The 14,781-nt window shown below is 69.8% G+C and carries 12 protein-coding genes; 10 read left to right on the forward strand and 2 right to left on the reverse strand.

From position 1 onward, the window contains the following. Positions 1-31 precede the first annotated feature (31 nt). Positions 32-553 carry a GNAT family N-acetyltransferase gene (locus ACZ67T_RS31330; RefSeq protein WP_469988359.1) on the reverse strand — a complete coding sequence of 174 codons (522 nt, stop codon included), beginning with the start codon at positions 551-553 and terminating at the stop codon, positions 32-34. A 624-nt stretch (positions 554-1,177) separates the two neighbouring features. Here ACZ67T_RS31330 and ACZ67T_RS31335 point away from each other — a divergent pair. Both ACZ67T_RS31335 and ACZ67T_RS31340 read left to right on the forward strand, forming a co-directional pair. Further along, complete coding sequence (locus ACZ67T_RS31335) at positions 1,178-3,406, forward strand: penicillin acylase family protein (RefSeq protein WP_469988360.1); 2,229 nt, start codon at positions 1,178-1,180, stop codon at positions 3,404-3,406. Between the two features lie 414 nt (positions 3,407-3,820). Then, positions 3,821-4,738, forward strand: coding sequence for an NADP-dependent oxidoreductase (locus tag ACZ67T_RS31340; protein ID WP_469988361.1), 918 nt, complete (start codon positions 3,821-3,823; stop codon positions 4,736-4,738). A gap of 206 nt (positions 4,739-4,944) precedes the next feature. Here ACZ67T_RS31340 and ACZ67T_RS31345 read toward each other — a convergent pair whose 3' ends face one another. Further along, on the reverse strand, positions 4,945-5,703 hold the full coding sequence (locus ACZ67T_RS31345; protein WP_469988362.1) for an IclR family transcriptional regulator: 759 nt from the start codon (positions 5,701-5,703) through the stop codon (positions 4,945-4,947). A 142-nt stretch (positions 5,704-5,845) separates the two neighbouring features. Here ACZ67T_RS31345 and ACZ67T_RS31350 point away from each other — a divergent pair, with 142 nt between their 5' ends. The 8 genes from ACZ67T_RS31350 to ACZ67T_RS31385 all read left to right on the forward strand — a co-directional run bounded on the left by ACZ67T_RS31350 (position 5,846) and on the right by ACZ67T_RS31385 (position 14,615). Beyond that, entirely contained in the window at positions 5,846-7,039 is a 1,194-nt protein-coding gene (locus ACZ67T_RS31350; RefSeq protein ID WP_469988363.1) for a mandelate racemase/muconate lactonizing enzyme family protein, read from the forward strand. Next, positions 7,030-8,130, forward strand: a complete 1,101-nt coding sequence (locus tag ACZ67T_RS31355) for a zinc-binding dehydrogenase (protein WP_469988364.1) — start codon at positions 7,030-7,032, stop codon at positions 8,128-8,130. The genes ACZ67T_RS31350 and ACZ67T_RS31355 overlap by 10 nt, the downstream gene beginning before the upstream one ends. A 70-nt stretch (positions 8,131-8,200) precedes the next feature. Next, entirely contained in the window at positions 8,201-9,637 is a 1,437-nt protein-coding gene (locus tag ACZ67T_RS31360; protein ID WP_469988365.1) for an aldehyde dehydrogenase family protein, read from the forward strand. 56 nt (positions 9,638-9,693) lie between these two features. Continuing rightward, positions 9,694-10,833, forward strand: a complete 1,140-nt coding sequence (locus ACZ67T_RS31365) for an ABC transporter substrate-binding protein (protein WP_469988366.1) — start codon at positions 9,694-9,696, stop codon at positions 10,831-10,833. Beyond that, a complete protein-coding gene (locus tag ACZ67T_RS31370) occupies positions 10,830-11,759 on the forward strand; it encodes an ABC transporter permease (RefSeq protein WP_469988367.1) in 930 nt (309 codons plus the stop codon). The genes ACZ67T_RS31365 and ACZ67T_RS31370 overlap by 4 nt, the downstream gene beginning before the upstream one ends. Beyond that, entirely contained in the window at positions 11,747-12,634 is an 888-nt protein-coding gene (locus ACZ67T_RS31375; RefSeq protein ID WP_469988368.1) for an ABC transporter permease, read from the forward strand. The genes ACZ67T_RS31370 and ACZ67T_RS31375 overlap by 13 nt, the downstream gene beginning before the upstream one ends. Further along, the gene (locus ACZ67T_RS31380) at positions 12,628-13,719 is read left to right on the forward strand and encodes an ABC transporter ATP-binding protein (protein WP_469988376.1); all 1,092 of its coding nucleotides are present in this window, start codon (positions 12,628-12,630) and stop codon (positions 13,717-13,719) included. Before ACZ67T_RS31375 ends, ACZ67T_RS31380 begins: the two co-directional genes overlap by 7 nt. Positions 13,720-13,871: 152 nt before the next feature. Next, a complete protein-coding gene (locus ACZ67T_RS31385; RefSeq protein WP_469988369.1) occupies positions 13,872-14,615 on the forward strand; it encodes a class I SAM-dependent DNA methyltransferase in 744 nt (247 codons plus the stop codon). Positions 14,616-14,781: the final 166 nt, after the last annotated feature.

The following is a 14,781-nucleotide window of genomic DNA, read 5'->3' on the forward strand; positions in this document are numbered from 1 at the left end:
CGCCCGTTGAACCTGTGCCACTGACCGCGGCTCAAAGACCCCTTCGCATGAGAACGCACATCGTCTCGTGGCTGCGGATCGACCCGTCGGGCCCTTCCTCGTCCCACGCGTCCTGTTTGCGGCCGTAAGCGACATAGCCCAGTCGTTCGTACAGGGCGCGGGCCCGCGGGTTGCTTTCCTCCACCGCGAGTTCGGCCCTGCGCAGCCCGCGGTCCCGGATCCGCTGTTCGGCAGCGTGGACGAGCAGCGTTCCCAGGCCGCGGGACCGCAGCGCCGGGTGCACGGCGAGCTGCCACAGGAATCCGGAGTCCTCGGAGACCTGGAAGTCGATGCCGCCGATCGCCACCGGCAAGTCCTCGGGAGTGCACACAGCCAGGTAGTCCACCTCGCCCGACGCGGCGCGAGCCAGTTCTCGTTCCACGCTGCGCAGGTGGGCGCCCGAGCCGGACCAAGTGCACCTCGGCAGATCCCGTGGCAGCAGATCGCGCACACTGACCGGCAGGATGACGGTTGCATCGGTGAAGTCGTCTTCGGTGGCCACGTCTTGGAGCATGCCTACCCCCGAGATGGCACGCCACCGCATTTCTCCCCGGGCCGGGCCTCGGGCGTCGGCGCCGCCCGGGCAGACGCATGCTCAGCCGGGCAGATGCTCAACCGGGCCGGACCACTCCCCAGGTGGTCCGCCGCCCAGACCCTCGGCACCTCCGCACTTGCGGCCCCCCACTGGAGGACGAGTCGGAGCAGGTGGATGCGCTGCATCCGGTGTCGGTGATGAGAACTCCGGCCACCTCGTCGTCGGCGATGCCGCGGGGCAACTCGTCGATGCAACCGACCTCCCAGGGGCGGCGGGTGGCAAAAGGGTGGCGGTACGACGGGACTTCTCGGGCGACAGGTGGGACAGCCGCTCCCCACCGGACGAAGTACTTCCGATTGTGGCGGGGTGAAGCCTTGTCAGAGGGCTGCTTCCTGGATAGGACTGTCCGCGTAGGTGATCACCGGAACGTGCGGGTGCCGTCCAGGGGGTCACCTCGGTCGTGGGTGCCGGCTGCGCGGTAGGTGGTGACGATCAGGGTGATGGCCGAAGGAGTCATCGCTTCGGGGCCGGCACGTGGACCACCGCTCACCACCCGGGTGAAGCCGAACGATCCCCTGATCTCGAAGGAGAGTGGAGCAACTCATGAGCCATGCGCAGAACTCCGGGGTGAGCCGGCGCCGCGTCCTGGGCGGTGCGGCCGGGCTGGCCGCCGCCGCGGCGGGGCTGCAGACCGGCACCGCGTACGCGAAACCGGAACTGTCCGACGAGGACCGCCGGCGCAGACATGCGGACCGGGTCACGATCACCCGGGACGACTGGGGTGTTTCCCACATCGTGGGCGAGACCGATGCCGACGCGGTGTTCGGGATGATGTACGCCCAGGCGGAGGACGACTTCAACCGGATCGAGCAGAATTACCTCGTCGCCCTGGGCCGTCTCGCCGAGGCCGAGGGCGAGAGCGCGATATGGCAGGACCTGCGTCAGCGGTTGTTCCTCGACCCGGAGGAGCTGAAGAAGGACTACGCGAAGTGCCCTGCGTGGCTGCGCGCGTTGATGCGGGCCTGGGCGGACGGACTCAACCACTACCTCGCGACACACCCCGAGGTGCGCCCGCGGGTGCTCGACCGGTTCGAGCCGTGGATGCCGCTCAGCTTCTCCGAAGGCAGCATCGGAGGCGACATCGAGTCGGTGCTGCTCACCCAGCTCGAAGCGTTCTACGACAAGCGTGACGTACCGATGACCGACGAGGAGCGCGGCCTCGTGCAGCGCGAACCCACGGGGTCCAACGGCTTCGCGATCGCCCCCAGTCACACGCGGGACGGCCACGCACTGCTGCTGATCAACCCGCACACCAGCTTCTTCTTCCGCGCGGAACAGCATGTGACGAGCCGCGAGGGACTCAACACCTACGGTGCCGCCACCTGGGGCCAGTTCTTCATCTACCAGGGCTTCAACGCGGAGACGGGGTGGATGCACACGTCGAGCGGTGTCGACAACATCGACGAGTTCGCCGAGACGATCGTAGCCGGGGCCGACGGAGCCCGCTCCTACCGTTACGGTGACGAACTGCGCCCCGTCACGACGAAGAAGGTCACGCTCTCCTTCCGTACCGCGGAGGGCGGGCAGAAGAAGCGCACCTTCACGACGTACGCGACGCACCACGGCCCGATCGTGCGCGAGACGGACGGCAAGTGGATCGCGTGTGCGCTGATGAACAAGCCCGTCGAGGCGCTCCAGCAGAGCTTCCTGCGCACCACGACGCGGGACTACGCGGGCTATCTCCGGGTCGCGGGCCTCAAGGCGAACAGCTCGAACAACACGCTCTTCGCGGACTCGAAGGGCGAGATCGCCTTCCTGATGCCGCAGTTCATGCCGGTGAGGGACGACCGGTTCGACTATCTCAAGCCGGTCAACGGCAGTGACCCGAAGACCGACTGGCGTGGACTGCACAGCCTGGACAGCATGCCGCAGGCTGTGAACCCGAAGAACGGCTGGGCGTTCAACACCAACAACTGGCCGTGGACCGCCGCCGGCGCGGACAGCCCCGACAAGGCCGACTATCCGCGCTACTTCGACCGGTTCGGTGAGAACCCGCGCGGGCCGCAGGCCGTCCGGGTACTGAGCGCGCGCGACGACTTCACCCCGCAGACGCTGATCGAGGCCGCGTTCGACCCCTATCTCACCGCCTTCGCACGGCTGCTGCCGGGGCTCGTGGCGGCGTGGGACCAACTGCCCGAGGGGAGCGGGCAGAAGAAGGACCTGGCCGGTCCGATCGGTCTGCTGCGCGGCTGGGACCACCGGTGGTCCGCGGACTCGACTGCGACGTCGATGGCCGTGTTCTGGGGCGAAGACACATGGGCGCTCACCTCCCAGGCGGCGGCGGACGCCGGAATGTCGGTGTGGGACTACATCGCCGACCGTGCCTCGGACGCGCAGAAGCTCGGAGCCCTCGAGACGGCGGTGCGGCGGCTGCAGCGGGACTTCGGCAGCTGGCAGGTGCCGTGGGGCGACATCAATCGCTACCAGCGCAACGACGCCGCGATCGTGCAGAAGTTCAGCGACGACAAGCCCAGCATCCCGGTGCCCTTCACCTCCTCGCGCTGGGGCTCGCTCGCCTCGTTCGGCGCGATGGCCTACCCGGGAACCAAGCGTTACTACGGCACCAGTGGCAACAGTTTCGTGGCGGTCGTGGAGTTCGGGCCCCGACTTCGCGCCTGGGCGGTGACGGCGGGCGGAGTGAGCGGACACCCCGACTCGCCGCACTTCGGCGACCAGGCCGAGCGCTATGCGCGGGGCGCCCTGCGGCCCGTCTACTTCTATCCCGAGGATCTCGCCGGGCATGTCGAGCGGAGGTACCGGCCTGGCACGTGACCGGTCGCCTGGGAACGGCAACGGGATCGGGGGGCGAGGGGCGGCAGGGCGCTGAACGGGCTGGCGGAACCGCGTGCGGGGCCCGCCGAGCCCTGGTCCCCATTCCCTGGCGGCCGCGCGGGCCGGTGAGCACGGCACCGCGGCATCGCACCGCACCGCACGGCACGGACGACTCGCGCATGGCCATGGGGCGCTGCTCAGCGGTTCGTCACGCGCCGGCGTCCCGGCCACGGCTGTGCACGAGGCGACGGCAGCAGCGGACTGACGGGACGGTCCGCTGCTGCCGCCCCATTGCGCGCGCCTGGGAAGTCGGCACCGTTCCCGCGTGGTTGAAGGCGATGGCACGGTCGACGTGTGGCAACCGCGCGTGGCCGTCCAGGACCCTGTCCGAGCGACGAATGCGGTGATCACGCCATGAAGGCAGTGCGGTTCCACGAGTACGGCGAGATCGATGTGCTGAGGGTGGAGGAGGTGGAGCGCCCGGCGCCCGGCCCCGGGCAACTGCTGGTCGAGGTCCGCGCGGCCGGGATCCAGCCCGGCGAGGTGATGATCCGCAAGGGCGCGCGACACGAACGCTGGCCGGCCGCGTTCCCCTCCGGGCAGGGCAGCGACCTGGCCGGCACCGTGGTGGAGGTCGGTGCGCAGGCGCGTGGCTTCGCGGTGGGTGATGACGTCCTGGGCTTCACCCACAACAGAGCGAGCCACGCGGAGTTCGTCCTGGTCGACGACGTGAACGTGGTCGCCCGTCCGCAGGGACTGTCCTGGGACGTGGCCGGGTCGCTGTACGTGGCCGGCACGACCGCGTACGCCACCGTGTTCGCGGTCGACCCCGGGCCGGCCGACACGGTCGTGGTGTCCGGTGCGGCGGGCGGCGTCGGGTCGCTCGCCGTGCAACTCGCGCGGCGGCGCGGCGCCACGGTGATCGGCCTCGCGAGCGAGCGAAACCATGCCTGGTTGAAGGACCGTGGTGTCGTCCCGGTCGCGTACGGGGAAGGCGTGGCCGAGCGGATCCGACAGGCCGCCGACGGGAACGTCGACGCGTTCATCGACACGTTCGGCGACGGATACGTGGAACTGGCGGTGGAGTTGGGCGTGCGGCCCGAGCGGATCAACACGATCCGGGACTGGCAGGCCGCGGCCGGAGTCGGTGCGCGGACGTACGGAGAAGGCTCGGCGGCATGCGCGGTCGTGCTCGGTGAGCTGGCCCGGCTCGCCGCGTGCGGGGAACTGGAGGTGCCGATCGCCCGCACCTACCCCCTGGAGCGGGTGCGAGACGCGTTCCGCGAGCTCGAACGGGGACACACTCACGGCAAGATCGTGCTCCGGCCGTAGCCCCGGCTGCCGAGGCGATCACCGAGCAGGTACCCCCGAAGCATCAACGCAGCGCCCCCGCCGGCGACCGGACCACACCCCCGTCAAGTGGCCGCCGGCGGGGGAAGCGGCGCAGGTCACAACCGCAGCAGGCGACTGCAGGCCCCAAGGGCTCAACACCGGACATCAGGTCAACACGAACGCCCCGTGTACCGATCCGAACAGCGTCAGTCCGTGTGACGCGGATGCAGCCGGGTCTCGATGTCGTCGGCCGCCTCTTTGAGTACGGGGGAGAGCGCACGCAGTTCGCTCTCGGTCCAGCGGTACGTGGGCAGCGTGATGTTCACGTACGCCAGGTCCCGGCCGGCCCGGTCCCGGAGCGCCGCCGAGATGCCGCACCACTCTTCCTGGTGTTCCTTGTAGTTCAGTGCGACGCCGGCGCGTCGGCACGCGTCGAGATCGGCGCGGAGCGCAGCGGGATCGGTGATCGTGTGGGGCGTGGGGTGCTCGAGAGGGCGGCTGAGGTACTCGTCGAGTTCCTCCTCGGGCAGCGAGGCCAGGTAGAGCTTGCCGACGGAACCGCAGTGCAGCGGAATGTCGAGGCCCGCGAGATCGATGTGGACGGGGCTCGACGGTCTGGCCTCGTCCAGGACGACGACGGCGCCCCGGCTGGCGACCTCCAGGAAGACGCTGCCGTCGGTGTGTGCCGCGAGGCGCTCCAGTACGGGCCTGGCCCGGCGGATCAGGAGCGAGGCGTCGGTGGCGGTCGCCAGGCGCACAGTGCCGTAGGCGATCGAGTACCGGCCGGAGTGCGCGTCCCGCTCGACGAGGTCGAAGTGTTCCAGGGTGCTGAGCAGCCGCCATGCGGTGGCCCGGTTGATTCCTGCGCGCTGGGCGATCTCCGGGGCCGTGGGCGGCACTTGAGCGGCGGCGATTTCCTCGAGCAGCCGCAGAGCGCGTTCCACGGACTGCACACGATCGGTCACGAACGCCTCCGCAAAGCCTTCATATGCACGCCCCTATGATCCGGTGATCATGCGCTGCTAACGTGCAACTGCCGTTGCAGCATAGCAGCGGTGCAGTGCGGAGCTTCTCAATTCCCTTGTGAGAGAGGGCTGGTGAGCAACAGTGCGCATCACCGGTGTCCGTAGCCGGCTCGTAGAACTTCCGCTCGACGCGCCGTTCCGTCCCGCGTGGGGGCGCGGACGAGTGCAGACCACGCTCGTCCTGGTCGTCTTCGAAGTGGGCACCGACGAGGGCGTGGTGGGGCTCGGGGCCGCCCACGGCGGGGCGGAGTCCCAGATCGCCGTCGACCGTTTCATCACCCCGCATCTGATCGGCCGGGATCCGACCCGCATCGACAGCCTGTCCGCGATGATCCGGGACGCCGAGATCCTCGGCCCGCCGCCCTACTGCATGGAGATCCCGCTGTGGGACATCCTCGGCAAGGTCGCGGGGCAGCCCGTCAGCCGTCTGTGGGGTGGCGCCTCCGATCACGTACGTGCCTACTGCTCGACCGGTGAACTGCGCAGTCCTGAGCAGCGCGCGGACGACGTGGCCCGGCTTGTCGAGGAGGGCTTCACGGCCGTCAAACTCCGCTTCCACCACGACGATCCGCGTGATGACATCGCCGTCGCCGAAGCGGTGCGCGCCGCCGCGGGCGGCGACGTGGAGCTGATGGTGGACGCGAATCAGGCGGGCGCCGACCCGGGCGTCGGCGGCCACCGGGTGTGGGACTTCCGTACGGCGCTGCGCGTGGGGCGGGAGCTGGAGCGCCTGGAGTACACATGGCTGGAAGAGCCGCTGCCCCGACACGACTTGGCCGGGCTCACCCGGCTGCGCGACCGAATGGACTCCATCAAGCTCGCGGGCGGCGAGGACAATCACGGCCTGCACGAGTTCCGGCAGCTGCTCGACCGCGGCTGCTTCGACATCCTCCAGCCCGACGCCGTCAAGTCGGAGACCCTCTCCGGAATTCGCCACCTCGCGGCCTTCGCCGAACTGTCGGGTGTCGACGTCGTCCCGCACACCTGGGGCAACGGCCTGGGCATGCTCGTCCATCTGCACCTGGCCGCGTCACTGCCCAACTGCGGCTACCTCGAGTACCCGCACGACCCGCCGAGCGGACTCACGGCCGCCGCCCGCGACCGGATGCTCACCGAGCCGCTCACGGTCGACAAGCAGGGGCGCGTCCGGGTGCCTGATCGGCCGGGCTTCGGATTCCTCCTGGACGAGGACCTGATCGCGCACCACACAGTCCACACCATCGAACGCGGCGACTGCGGCTCCCTGGCCGCGGAAGGAAGTGCGACATGCGGATGAAGGCTGCGGTACTCACCGGCACCGGCCGGCCGTTCGAGATCGACGAGGTCGAACTCGCCGGCCCGAAGGCGGGTGAGGTGCTCGTCAAGGTCGCGGCGGCCGGGCTGTGCGCCAGCGATCTCAACGCCATCGACGGCAAGCGCGGCCTCGCCCCCTTCCCTGCGGTCCTCGGTCACGAGGCGTCGGGCGTCGTGGTGGAGACCGGCCCCGGAGTCACCCGTCTGAAGCCCGGCGACCCGGTCGTGATGTCGATCGTCCCGTCCTGCGGCGACTGCCCCTCCTGCAAGCGCGGACGCCCGAACTACTGCACTGCGGCAGGTGAGGCCATGAGCGGCGGCAACCTCTTCGACGGGACGAGCCGGCTCTCACGTCGCGGGCAACGGCTCAACCACTTCCTGACCGTCTCCGGTTTCGCCGAGTACGCGGTCGTCCCCGAGTCCGGAGCGGTCGCCATCGATCCGGCGATGCCCCTGGACCGGGCGGCACTGGTGAGTTGCGCGGTGCTCACCGGGTACGGAGCGGTGCACAACACCGCCCGGGTGCGCCCGGGTTCGCGCGTCGCGGTGTTCGGGTGCGGTGGCGTGGGTCTCAACGTCGTGCAGGGCGCCAGGATCGCCGGCGCGTCACGGATCGTCGCTGTCGACGTCCAGCCCGAGAAGCTGCGGCTGGCCGAGCGACTCGGCGCGACGGACGTCGTGCACGCGGGGGAGCAGGACCCCGTCGCGGCCATCCGCGAGCTCACCGACGGCGCCGACTACGCCTTCGAGGCGCTCGGCCGCGAGCAGACGGTCCGTCAGGCGTGGGACAGCCTCGACGTCGGCGGCGAGGCCGTGATCGTCGGCCTGATGCGGCACGGCGCCCAACTCACCCTGGACGCAGATCCGTTCGTCTCCGAGAAGCGCATCGGAGGCTGCTACTTCGGCTCGTCCGACCTGAGCCGTGACGTTCCGGAACTGGTCGGACGCCACCTTGCCGGAGAACTGCTGCTCGACGAGATCATCAGCCGACGTGTCGGTCTCGAGGACTTGACCGAGGCGTTCGATCAGCTGCGGGCCGGGGACGGTGCGCGCAGCGTGCTCGTCCTCGACTGAAACCGAGCGGCCCGCACCCCATGGAGCTCCAGCGCCCACCGATCCGCATCCAAGACGAAAGGTGACGCCCGTGCTGATCGAGCACAACGACAACTACATCGACGGCGAGTGGACCGACACCGCCGACGGCGGCAAGACCCACGTCCTCGATCCCGCCACCGGAGCGACGATCGCCACCGTTCCCGACAGCTGTGCCGACGACGTCGACCGGGCCGTCGGCGCCGCCGGCCGTGCGGCGGACGGCTGGGCGCGGACGACGCCCCGCGAGCGCGCCGAGATGCTCCTCGCCCTCGCCGACCTGCTGCTCCGGGACGCCGAGGCGTTCGCCACGATCGAGTCGCGCAACGCGGGCAAGCCGATCGGCGCCGCTCGGGCGGAGACGGGAGGCGCGGTGGAACGGCTGCGGTTCTTCGCCGGAGCAGCGCGCTGCCTGGACGGCCCGGCAGCCGGCGAGTACGTACCCGGACACACGTCCATGGTCCGCCGCGAGGCCATCGGCGTCGCCGGCCTGATCACCCCATGGAACTACCCGCTGCTCGCGATGGTGACCAAGCTGGCCCCGGCACTCGCCGCCGGCAACACGGTCGTCCTCAAGCCGTCCGAGCAGACCCCGCTGACCGCGCTGCGGCTCGCGGCCCTCACGGAGGGCATCCTGCCGCGCGGCGTACTCAACGTGGTCAACGGCACGGGCCAGACGGCCGGAGTCCCGATCGTCCGCCACCCCGACGTCGGCATCGTCTCGCTGACCGGTGACTCCGCGACCGGCAAGGAGGTCGCCCGGGCGGCGGCCGACAGCCTCAAGCGTGTGCACCTCGAACTCGGCGGCAAAGCACCCGCCGTCGTCCTCGACGACGCGGATCCGGTCGAGGTCGCGACGGCCCTGCGCGGCGCCGCCTTCTACAACGCAGGTCAGGACTGCGGTGCGGCGTCCCGCCTCATCGTCACGGACTGTGCCCACGACCGCGTCGTCGAGGAGCTGCTACGAGCTGTCTCCTCACTGAACGTCGGCGACCCCGCCGATCCCGCGACCGAGATGGGCCCCCTGGCCCACCCGGCGCACGCGGAACGCGTCCTCGGCTTCCTGGACCGCGCCGCCGACGCGGGAGCCCGCTTCCACACCGGCGGCGGCCCCACCGGACCCGGCGGATGCTACGTCGCTCCGACCGTGGTGACCGATGTCGACCAGCGCAGCGAGATCGTGCAGCGGGAGGTCTTCGGACCGGTGATCTCGGTGCAGCGCGCGGCAGATGCCGACACCGCGTACGAGATGGCGAACGACGTGGCGTACGGCCTCGGCGCGTCCGTGTTCACCCGCGACATCGGACAGGCCATGGACGCCGCCCGCCGGCTCCGCTTCGGCACGGTCTGGATCAACGACCACGGGGTGTCCGCCTCCGAGATGCCCTGGGGCGGCTTCAAGGAGTCGGGGCACGGCAAGGAGCGTTCCGTCCAATCTCTGCAGGAGTTCACCGAGGCCAAGCACGTGATGGTGAAGCTGCCCGGCTGATGGCGGGTCACTGTCGGGCCCCGGCCACCTGGAGACCGTCACAAGAGAGGTATCCCGTGCGTACAAGGAGAACACTGGCCGCCTGCGGTGCCGGTGCCACCCTGCTGCTGGCCACCGGCTGCGCGACGCTCCCGCCGCCACCCGCCCAGGCAGCGGCGGCGAAGACGTCCGGCACGGCCGCGACGGCCCAGTCCGTGGCCGACTTCGGCGGCATGGACGGGCTCGTCGCCGCGGCGAAGAAGGAAGGCACGCTCAATGTGATCGCGCTGCCGCCGGACTGGGCCGACTACGGCGACATGATCGCGGGCTTCGAGTCGAAGTACGGCGTCAAGGTCAGTTCCGCGCAGCCCGACGCCAGCAGCCAGGACGAGATCAACGCGGCCAAGCAGCTCAAGGGCGGACACCGCGCACCCGACGTGTTCGACCTCGGCAGCAATGTCGCGCTGGCCAACACGGACCTGTTCGCGCCGTACCGGACGGCAGGTTGGAAGGACGTGCCCGATGCCCTCAAGGACCCCAAAGGGCGCTGGACCAGCGACTACACCGGCTATATGTCCATCGGCTACGACGCTTCCAAAGTGCCCGCCCCGACGACGATGAACGACCTGCTGAAGCCCGTCTACCACGGGAGGATCGCGCTCAACGGCGATCCGACCCAGGCGTCCGCCGGGTTCCACGGAGTGGCCGCGGCCTCGCTCGGCAACGGCGGTTCGGCCGGAGACCTCGGCCCCGGAGTGGCCTTCTTCAAGCGGCTCAAGGACGAGGGCAATCTGATCCCCGTCGACCCCACGCCCGCGACGATCTCCTCCGGGCAGACCCCCGTGGTCCTCGACTGGGACTACCTCAATGTCGCCCAGGCCGACGCCCTCAAGGGCAAGGTGGACTGGAAGGTCGCCGTTCCCGAGAACGCGGTCGTGGGCGCCTACTACATGCAGGCGATCAACAAGGATGCCCCCCATCCGGCGGCCGCGCGGCTCTGGCAGGAGTACCTCTACTCCGCCGAGGGCCAGAACACCTGGCTGCGCGGCTACGCCCGCCCGGTGCTCACCGACAAGCTGCGGGAGAACGGGACCGTCGACCGACGTGCCTTCGTGAAGCTGCCGAGAGTGACCGGGAAACCGGTGATCCTCACCGAGCCCCAACTGGAGGCGGGCCAGAAGTACCTCGAGGCACACTGGCGAAAGGCCGTGAATTGAGCACCCACCCACCCCGCACCCTCACCGAGGGATCACCCCCCACCGGGCCCGCCCCACACGGCGCGGGACGCCGACGGCTGCACCGGCTGCTGCCCCACCTCGGGCTCCTGCCCTTCTTCGGCTACCTGGCAGTCTTCCTGTTCTGGCCGACGTACTTGGTCCTCGCCGGCGCCTTCGTGGACGGCTCGGGCCACGCCACCCTCGGCAATGTCCGCGCTGTCACGACCGGCACCTACCTCAGTGGATTCGCCCGGTCCATCGAACTCTCCGCTCTCACGGCCCTCACCGGTTCCCTGTTGGGCGCGCTGCTCGCCTGGGCGGTGGCGGAGGGCAGGCCGGACGGCCGGCTGCGCCGGGTCACGGTCGCCGCGTCCGGTGTCCTCGCCCAGTTCGGCGGCGTCATGCTCGCCTTCGCCTTCCTCGCCACGCTCGGGTTCAACGGCGTCGTCACCCTGTTCCTCCAGGACCACCTGGGCGTGCACCTGTTCTCCGGAGGCTCCTGGCTGTACGGCCTCACCGGACTGGTCGTCGTCTACACGTACTTCCAGATCCCGCTGATGCTCATCGTCTTCCTCCCCGCCGTCGACACACTGCGGCCCCAGTGGCGCGAAGCGTCCGACAGCCTCGGCGGAACCACCTGGACGTACTGGCGCCATGTCGGGGGACCGGCCCTCTTCCCGAGCTTCCTCGGCGCGGCCCTGCTGCTGTTCTCCAACGCCTTCTCCGCCTACGCGACGGCAGCCGCCCTGGTCAGCCAGGGCAGCCCGATCGTGCCGCTGCAGATCCGCACCTTCCTCACCAGCGAGGTCGTCCTCGGACAGGCGGGGGCGGGCAAGGCGCTCGCCCTCGGCATGGTCCTGGTGGTGACGGTGGTCATGGCGCTGTACGCGCTGGTGCAACGGAAGGCGGCGACATGGCTGCGCTGAACACCACGGCCCCGCAACGCATGAGGCGCACCGGGCCACCGGCGACCGAACCGGAGACAGTGCGCAGATCCTGGGCGTCGCCGCTGCGCTGGGTCGTACTGCTCTGCATCGGCGGCTATCTGCTGCTGCCCGTCCTCGCCATGGTCGACTTCTCCACGCGGGGCGCGGCAGGCGGCCGGGCGCTCGGCGCCTGGCGGGCGATCGGCACCAACGAGGACCTGCTCGGCGCGATCACCGTCTCCCTCGAACTCGCCGCGCTCACCGTGGTGTTCATGCTGATTCTGCTCGTCCCCACGATGGCGTGGGTGCACCTGAGGGTGCCGCGGATGCGCCGACTCGTGGAGTTCGCCTGCCTGTTGCCCCTGGCCATCCCCGCGATCGTGCTGGTCGTCGGCATCAGCCCGATCTACGCCTGGGTCACCTATCTGCTCGGGGACTCGCCCCTCACCCTCACCTTCGTCTACGTCGTCCTGGTGCTGCCCTACGCATACCGAGCCATCGACGCGGGGCTCGGCGGCACCGACATCGTGACTCTCGCCGAGGCGGCGCGCAGCCTCGGGGCGAGCTGGCCCCGGGTGCTGGTGAACATCGTTCTGCCCCACATACGCGGCGCGATGATCTCGGCATCGATCATCTCGGTGGCCCTGGTGCTCGGCGAGTTCACCGTCTCCTCCCTGCTGAACTTCGACACCTTGCAGGTCGTCATCAACCTGCTGGGCAAGCGCGATGCCGCCGTGTCCGTCGCCGTGTCGGTGGCGGCCCTCGTGTTCGCGTTCTTCCTTCTCTACGCGCTGGCACAAGCGGCGCCCCGCCGCCGCAACGCGCCGTCCGAGGACGCCTCCGAACACGCCCCCGAGGAAAGGAGCACATCGTGACCACCGAAACCGCGGACGTGCTGCCCACCAGTCGTCTCGACCGTTCCGGGGCGTCGGTCCGGCTGGCCGACCTGCACCGCGCCTACGGCAAGGAGCTCGCCCTCGGCGGCCTGTCCGTGGACATCGCGCCAGGAGAGTTCGTCGCCCTCCTCGGCCCTTCGGGCTGCGGCAAGACCACCGCTCTGCGCGCGGTCGCCGGGCTCGACGAACTGGACTCCGGCCGGATCGTCGTCGACGACCGCGACATCACCGGCCTCAGTGCGAACCGCCGGGACATGGGCATGGTCTTCCAGGCGTACAGCCTCTTCCCGACCATGACGGCACGCGACAACGTCGCCTACGGGCTGCGACTGCGCGGCGTCGACGCCCGCACACGCCGGCGCCGCGCCGAGGACCTCCTGGAGCTCGTAGGGCTCGCGAGCCACGCCGGGCACTATCCGCACCAGCTCTCCGGCGGACAGCAACAGCGCGTGGCGCTGGCCCGCGCTCTCGCCATCCAGCCGCGGGTGCTGCTCCTGGACGAGCCGCTGTCCGCCCTGGACGCGAAGGTGCGCGCGCAGCTGCGGGACGAGATCCGCAGGGTGCAACTCGACATCGGCATCACCACGTTGTTCGTCACCCATGACCAGGAGGAGGCACTCGCGATCGCCGACCGGGTCGGCGTGCTGAACTCCGGTCGCCTGGAGCAGATCGCGGCGCCGGGGGACCTGTACCACCGTCCCGCCACGGCCTTCGTCGCCGAGTTCGTCGGCCTCACCAACCGCCTCGTCGGGCAGTCCCGCTCAGGAGAGATGACAGCCCTGGGGACCCGGCTGCCGCTGCTGCCCGGCAGCGCGTCCGACGGCCCGGCCAGGGCGTTCGTGCGTCCCGAATCCGTCCTGGTGGAACCGGACCAGGCCGGTGAGCCGAACGGGAGGGTCCTGTCGGTCAGCTTCCTGGGTTCTCTGTGCCGCGCCCGTATCGAGGTCGCCGGGCAGGACCCGGTCGTCGCCCAGCTGTCGGCCGAGGAGGCCGCCGCCCTCTCGCCCGCAACACCGGTACGGGTGACCCTCCGGCCGACGCCCGTATTCGCGGAGCCCGCCTGACGTTCCGCCCGTGCTCGGCACCACCACCGAGCACGGGATCCGGCAGCGTGCCTGGCTCCGGCACAGCAGGTGTCAGTGAAACGCCGACCCCCTCGCGGAGCACCGTAGTTATTCACTGGACATCGCGTAGGCCAGGGGCGAGCGTTAGCGGAATGGAACAGGCGAAAATCTGGGACGCGGACGCTGCCAAGCGCTACGACACGCCGGGATCCGGCATGTTCGCGCCTGAGGTACTGGGTCCGACCGTGAACCGCCTCGCCGAGCTCGCAGGGGAGGGAGCCGCGCTTGAGTTCGCCATCGGAACCGGCCGCGTAGCCGTCCCGCTCGCCGAGCGAGGGATCCCTGTCACCGGTGTCGAATTGTCCTTGCCGATGGTGGAGCAACTGCGCACCAAGGCGGACGAAGCAACGATCCCGGTGATCACGGGTGACATGGCGACCATCGTCGTGCCGGGGAAATACACCTTGGTCTATCTCGTCTACAACACGATCTCCAACCTGCTCACCCAGGCTGAGCAGGTCGAGTGCTTCCGCAATGCGGCCCGACACCTCGAACCCGGTGGCCGGTTCGTGATCGAGCTCTGGGTACCAGAGCTGCGCAAGCTGCCGCCGGGCCAGACGGCCATGGTCTGGCAGGCCGATGTCGGCTACATCGGTTTGGACACCTATGACGTGCTGCGTCAGCGCGTCGTGTCACACCACTTCCGGTTCGACGAGACCACACAGGCTCAATTGTTCCGCAGCCCCCACCGCTACATCTGGCCGGCGGAACTCGACCTCATGGCCCAGCTTGCCGGATTCGAACTGGAAAGCAGGCATGCGGACTGGGCGGGCAGCGCCTTCACCGCCGAGTCGCCCTCGCACGTCTCCGTCTACCGAATGCCACAAGCGTCGTAGCGGGGGCGGGGGTTTGTCGGTCGGGCCCACAATCCCCAGGCCTCGCAGCCCTTCCGCCTGTCGTGGTGGGGGAGCGGGGGCTTTCGTGCGGGGTGGTGTGGCTATGCGATGGGTGTGGAGCGGATGGCGGAGATGTCGAACTGGAGTCGGACTTTTTCGCTGACCA

This window comes from Streptomyces sp. NPDC107517 (assembly GCF_055582645.1).

What these genes read in the sequence shown, in the direction of transcription:
- ACZ67T_RS31330 (WP_469988359.1), bottom strand. Translation starts at nt 553, where the DNA reads ATGCTCCAAGACGTGGCCACCGAAGACGACTTCACCGATGCAACCGTC.
- ACZ67T_RS31335 (WP_469988360.1), top strand. Translation starts at nt 1,178, where the DNA reads ATGAGCCATGCGCAGAACTCCGGGGTGAGCCGGCGCCGCGTCCTGGGC.
- ACZ67T_RS31340 (WP_469988361.1), top strand. Translation starts at nt 3,821, where the DNA reads ATGAAGGCAGTGCGGTTCCACGAGTACGGCGAGATCGATGTGCTGAGG.
- ACZ67T_RS31355 (WP_469988364.1), top strand. Translation starts at nt 7,030, where the DNA reads ATGCGGATGAAGGCTGCGGTACTCACCGGCACCGGCCGGCCGTTCGAG.
- ACZ67T_RS31375 (WP_469988368.1), top strand. Translation starts at nt 11,747, where the DNA reads ATGGCTGCGCTGAACACCACGGCCCCGCAACGCATGAGGCGCACCGGG.
- ACZ67T_RS31385 (WP_469988369.1), top strand. Translation starts at nt 13,872, where the DNA reads ATGGAACAGGCGAAAATCTGGGACGCGGACGCTGCCAAGCGCTACGAC.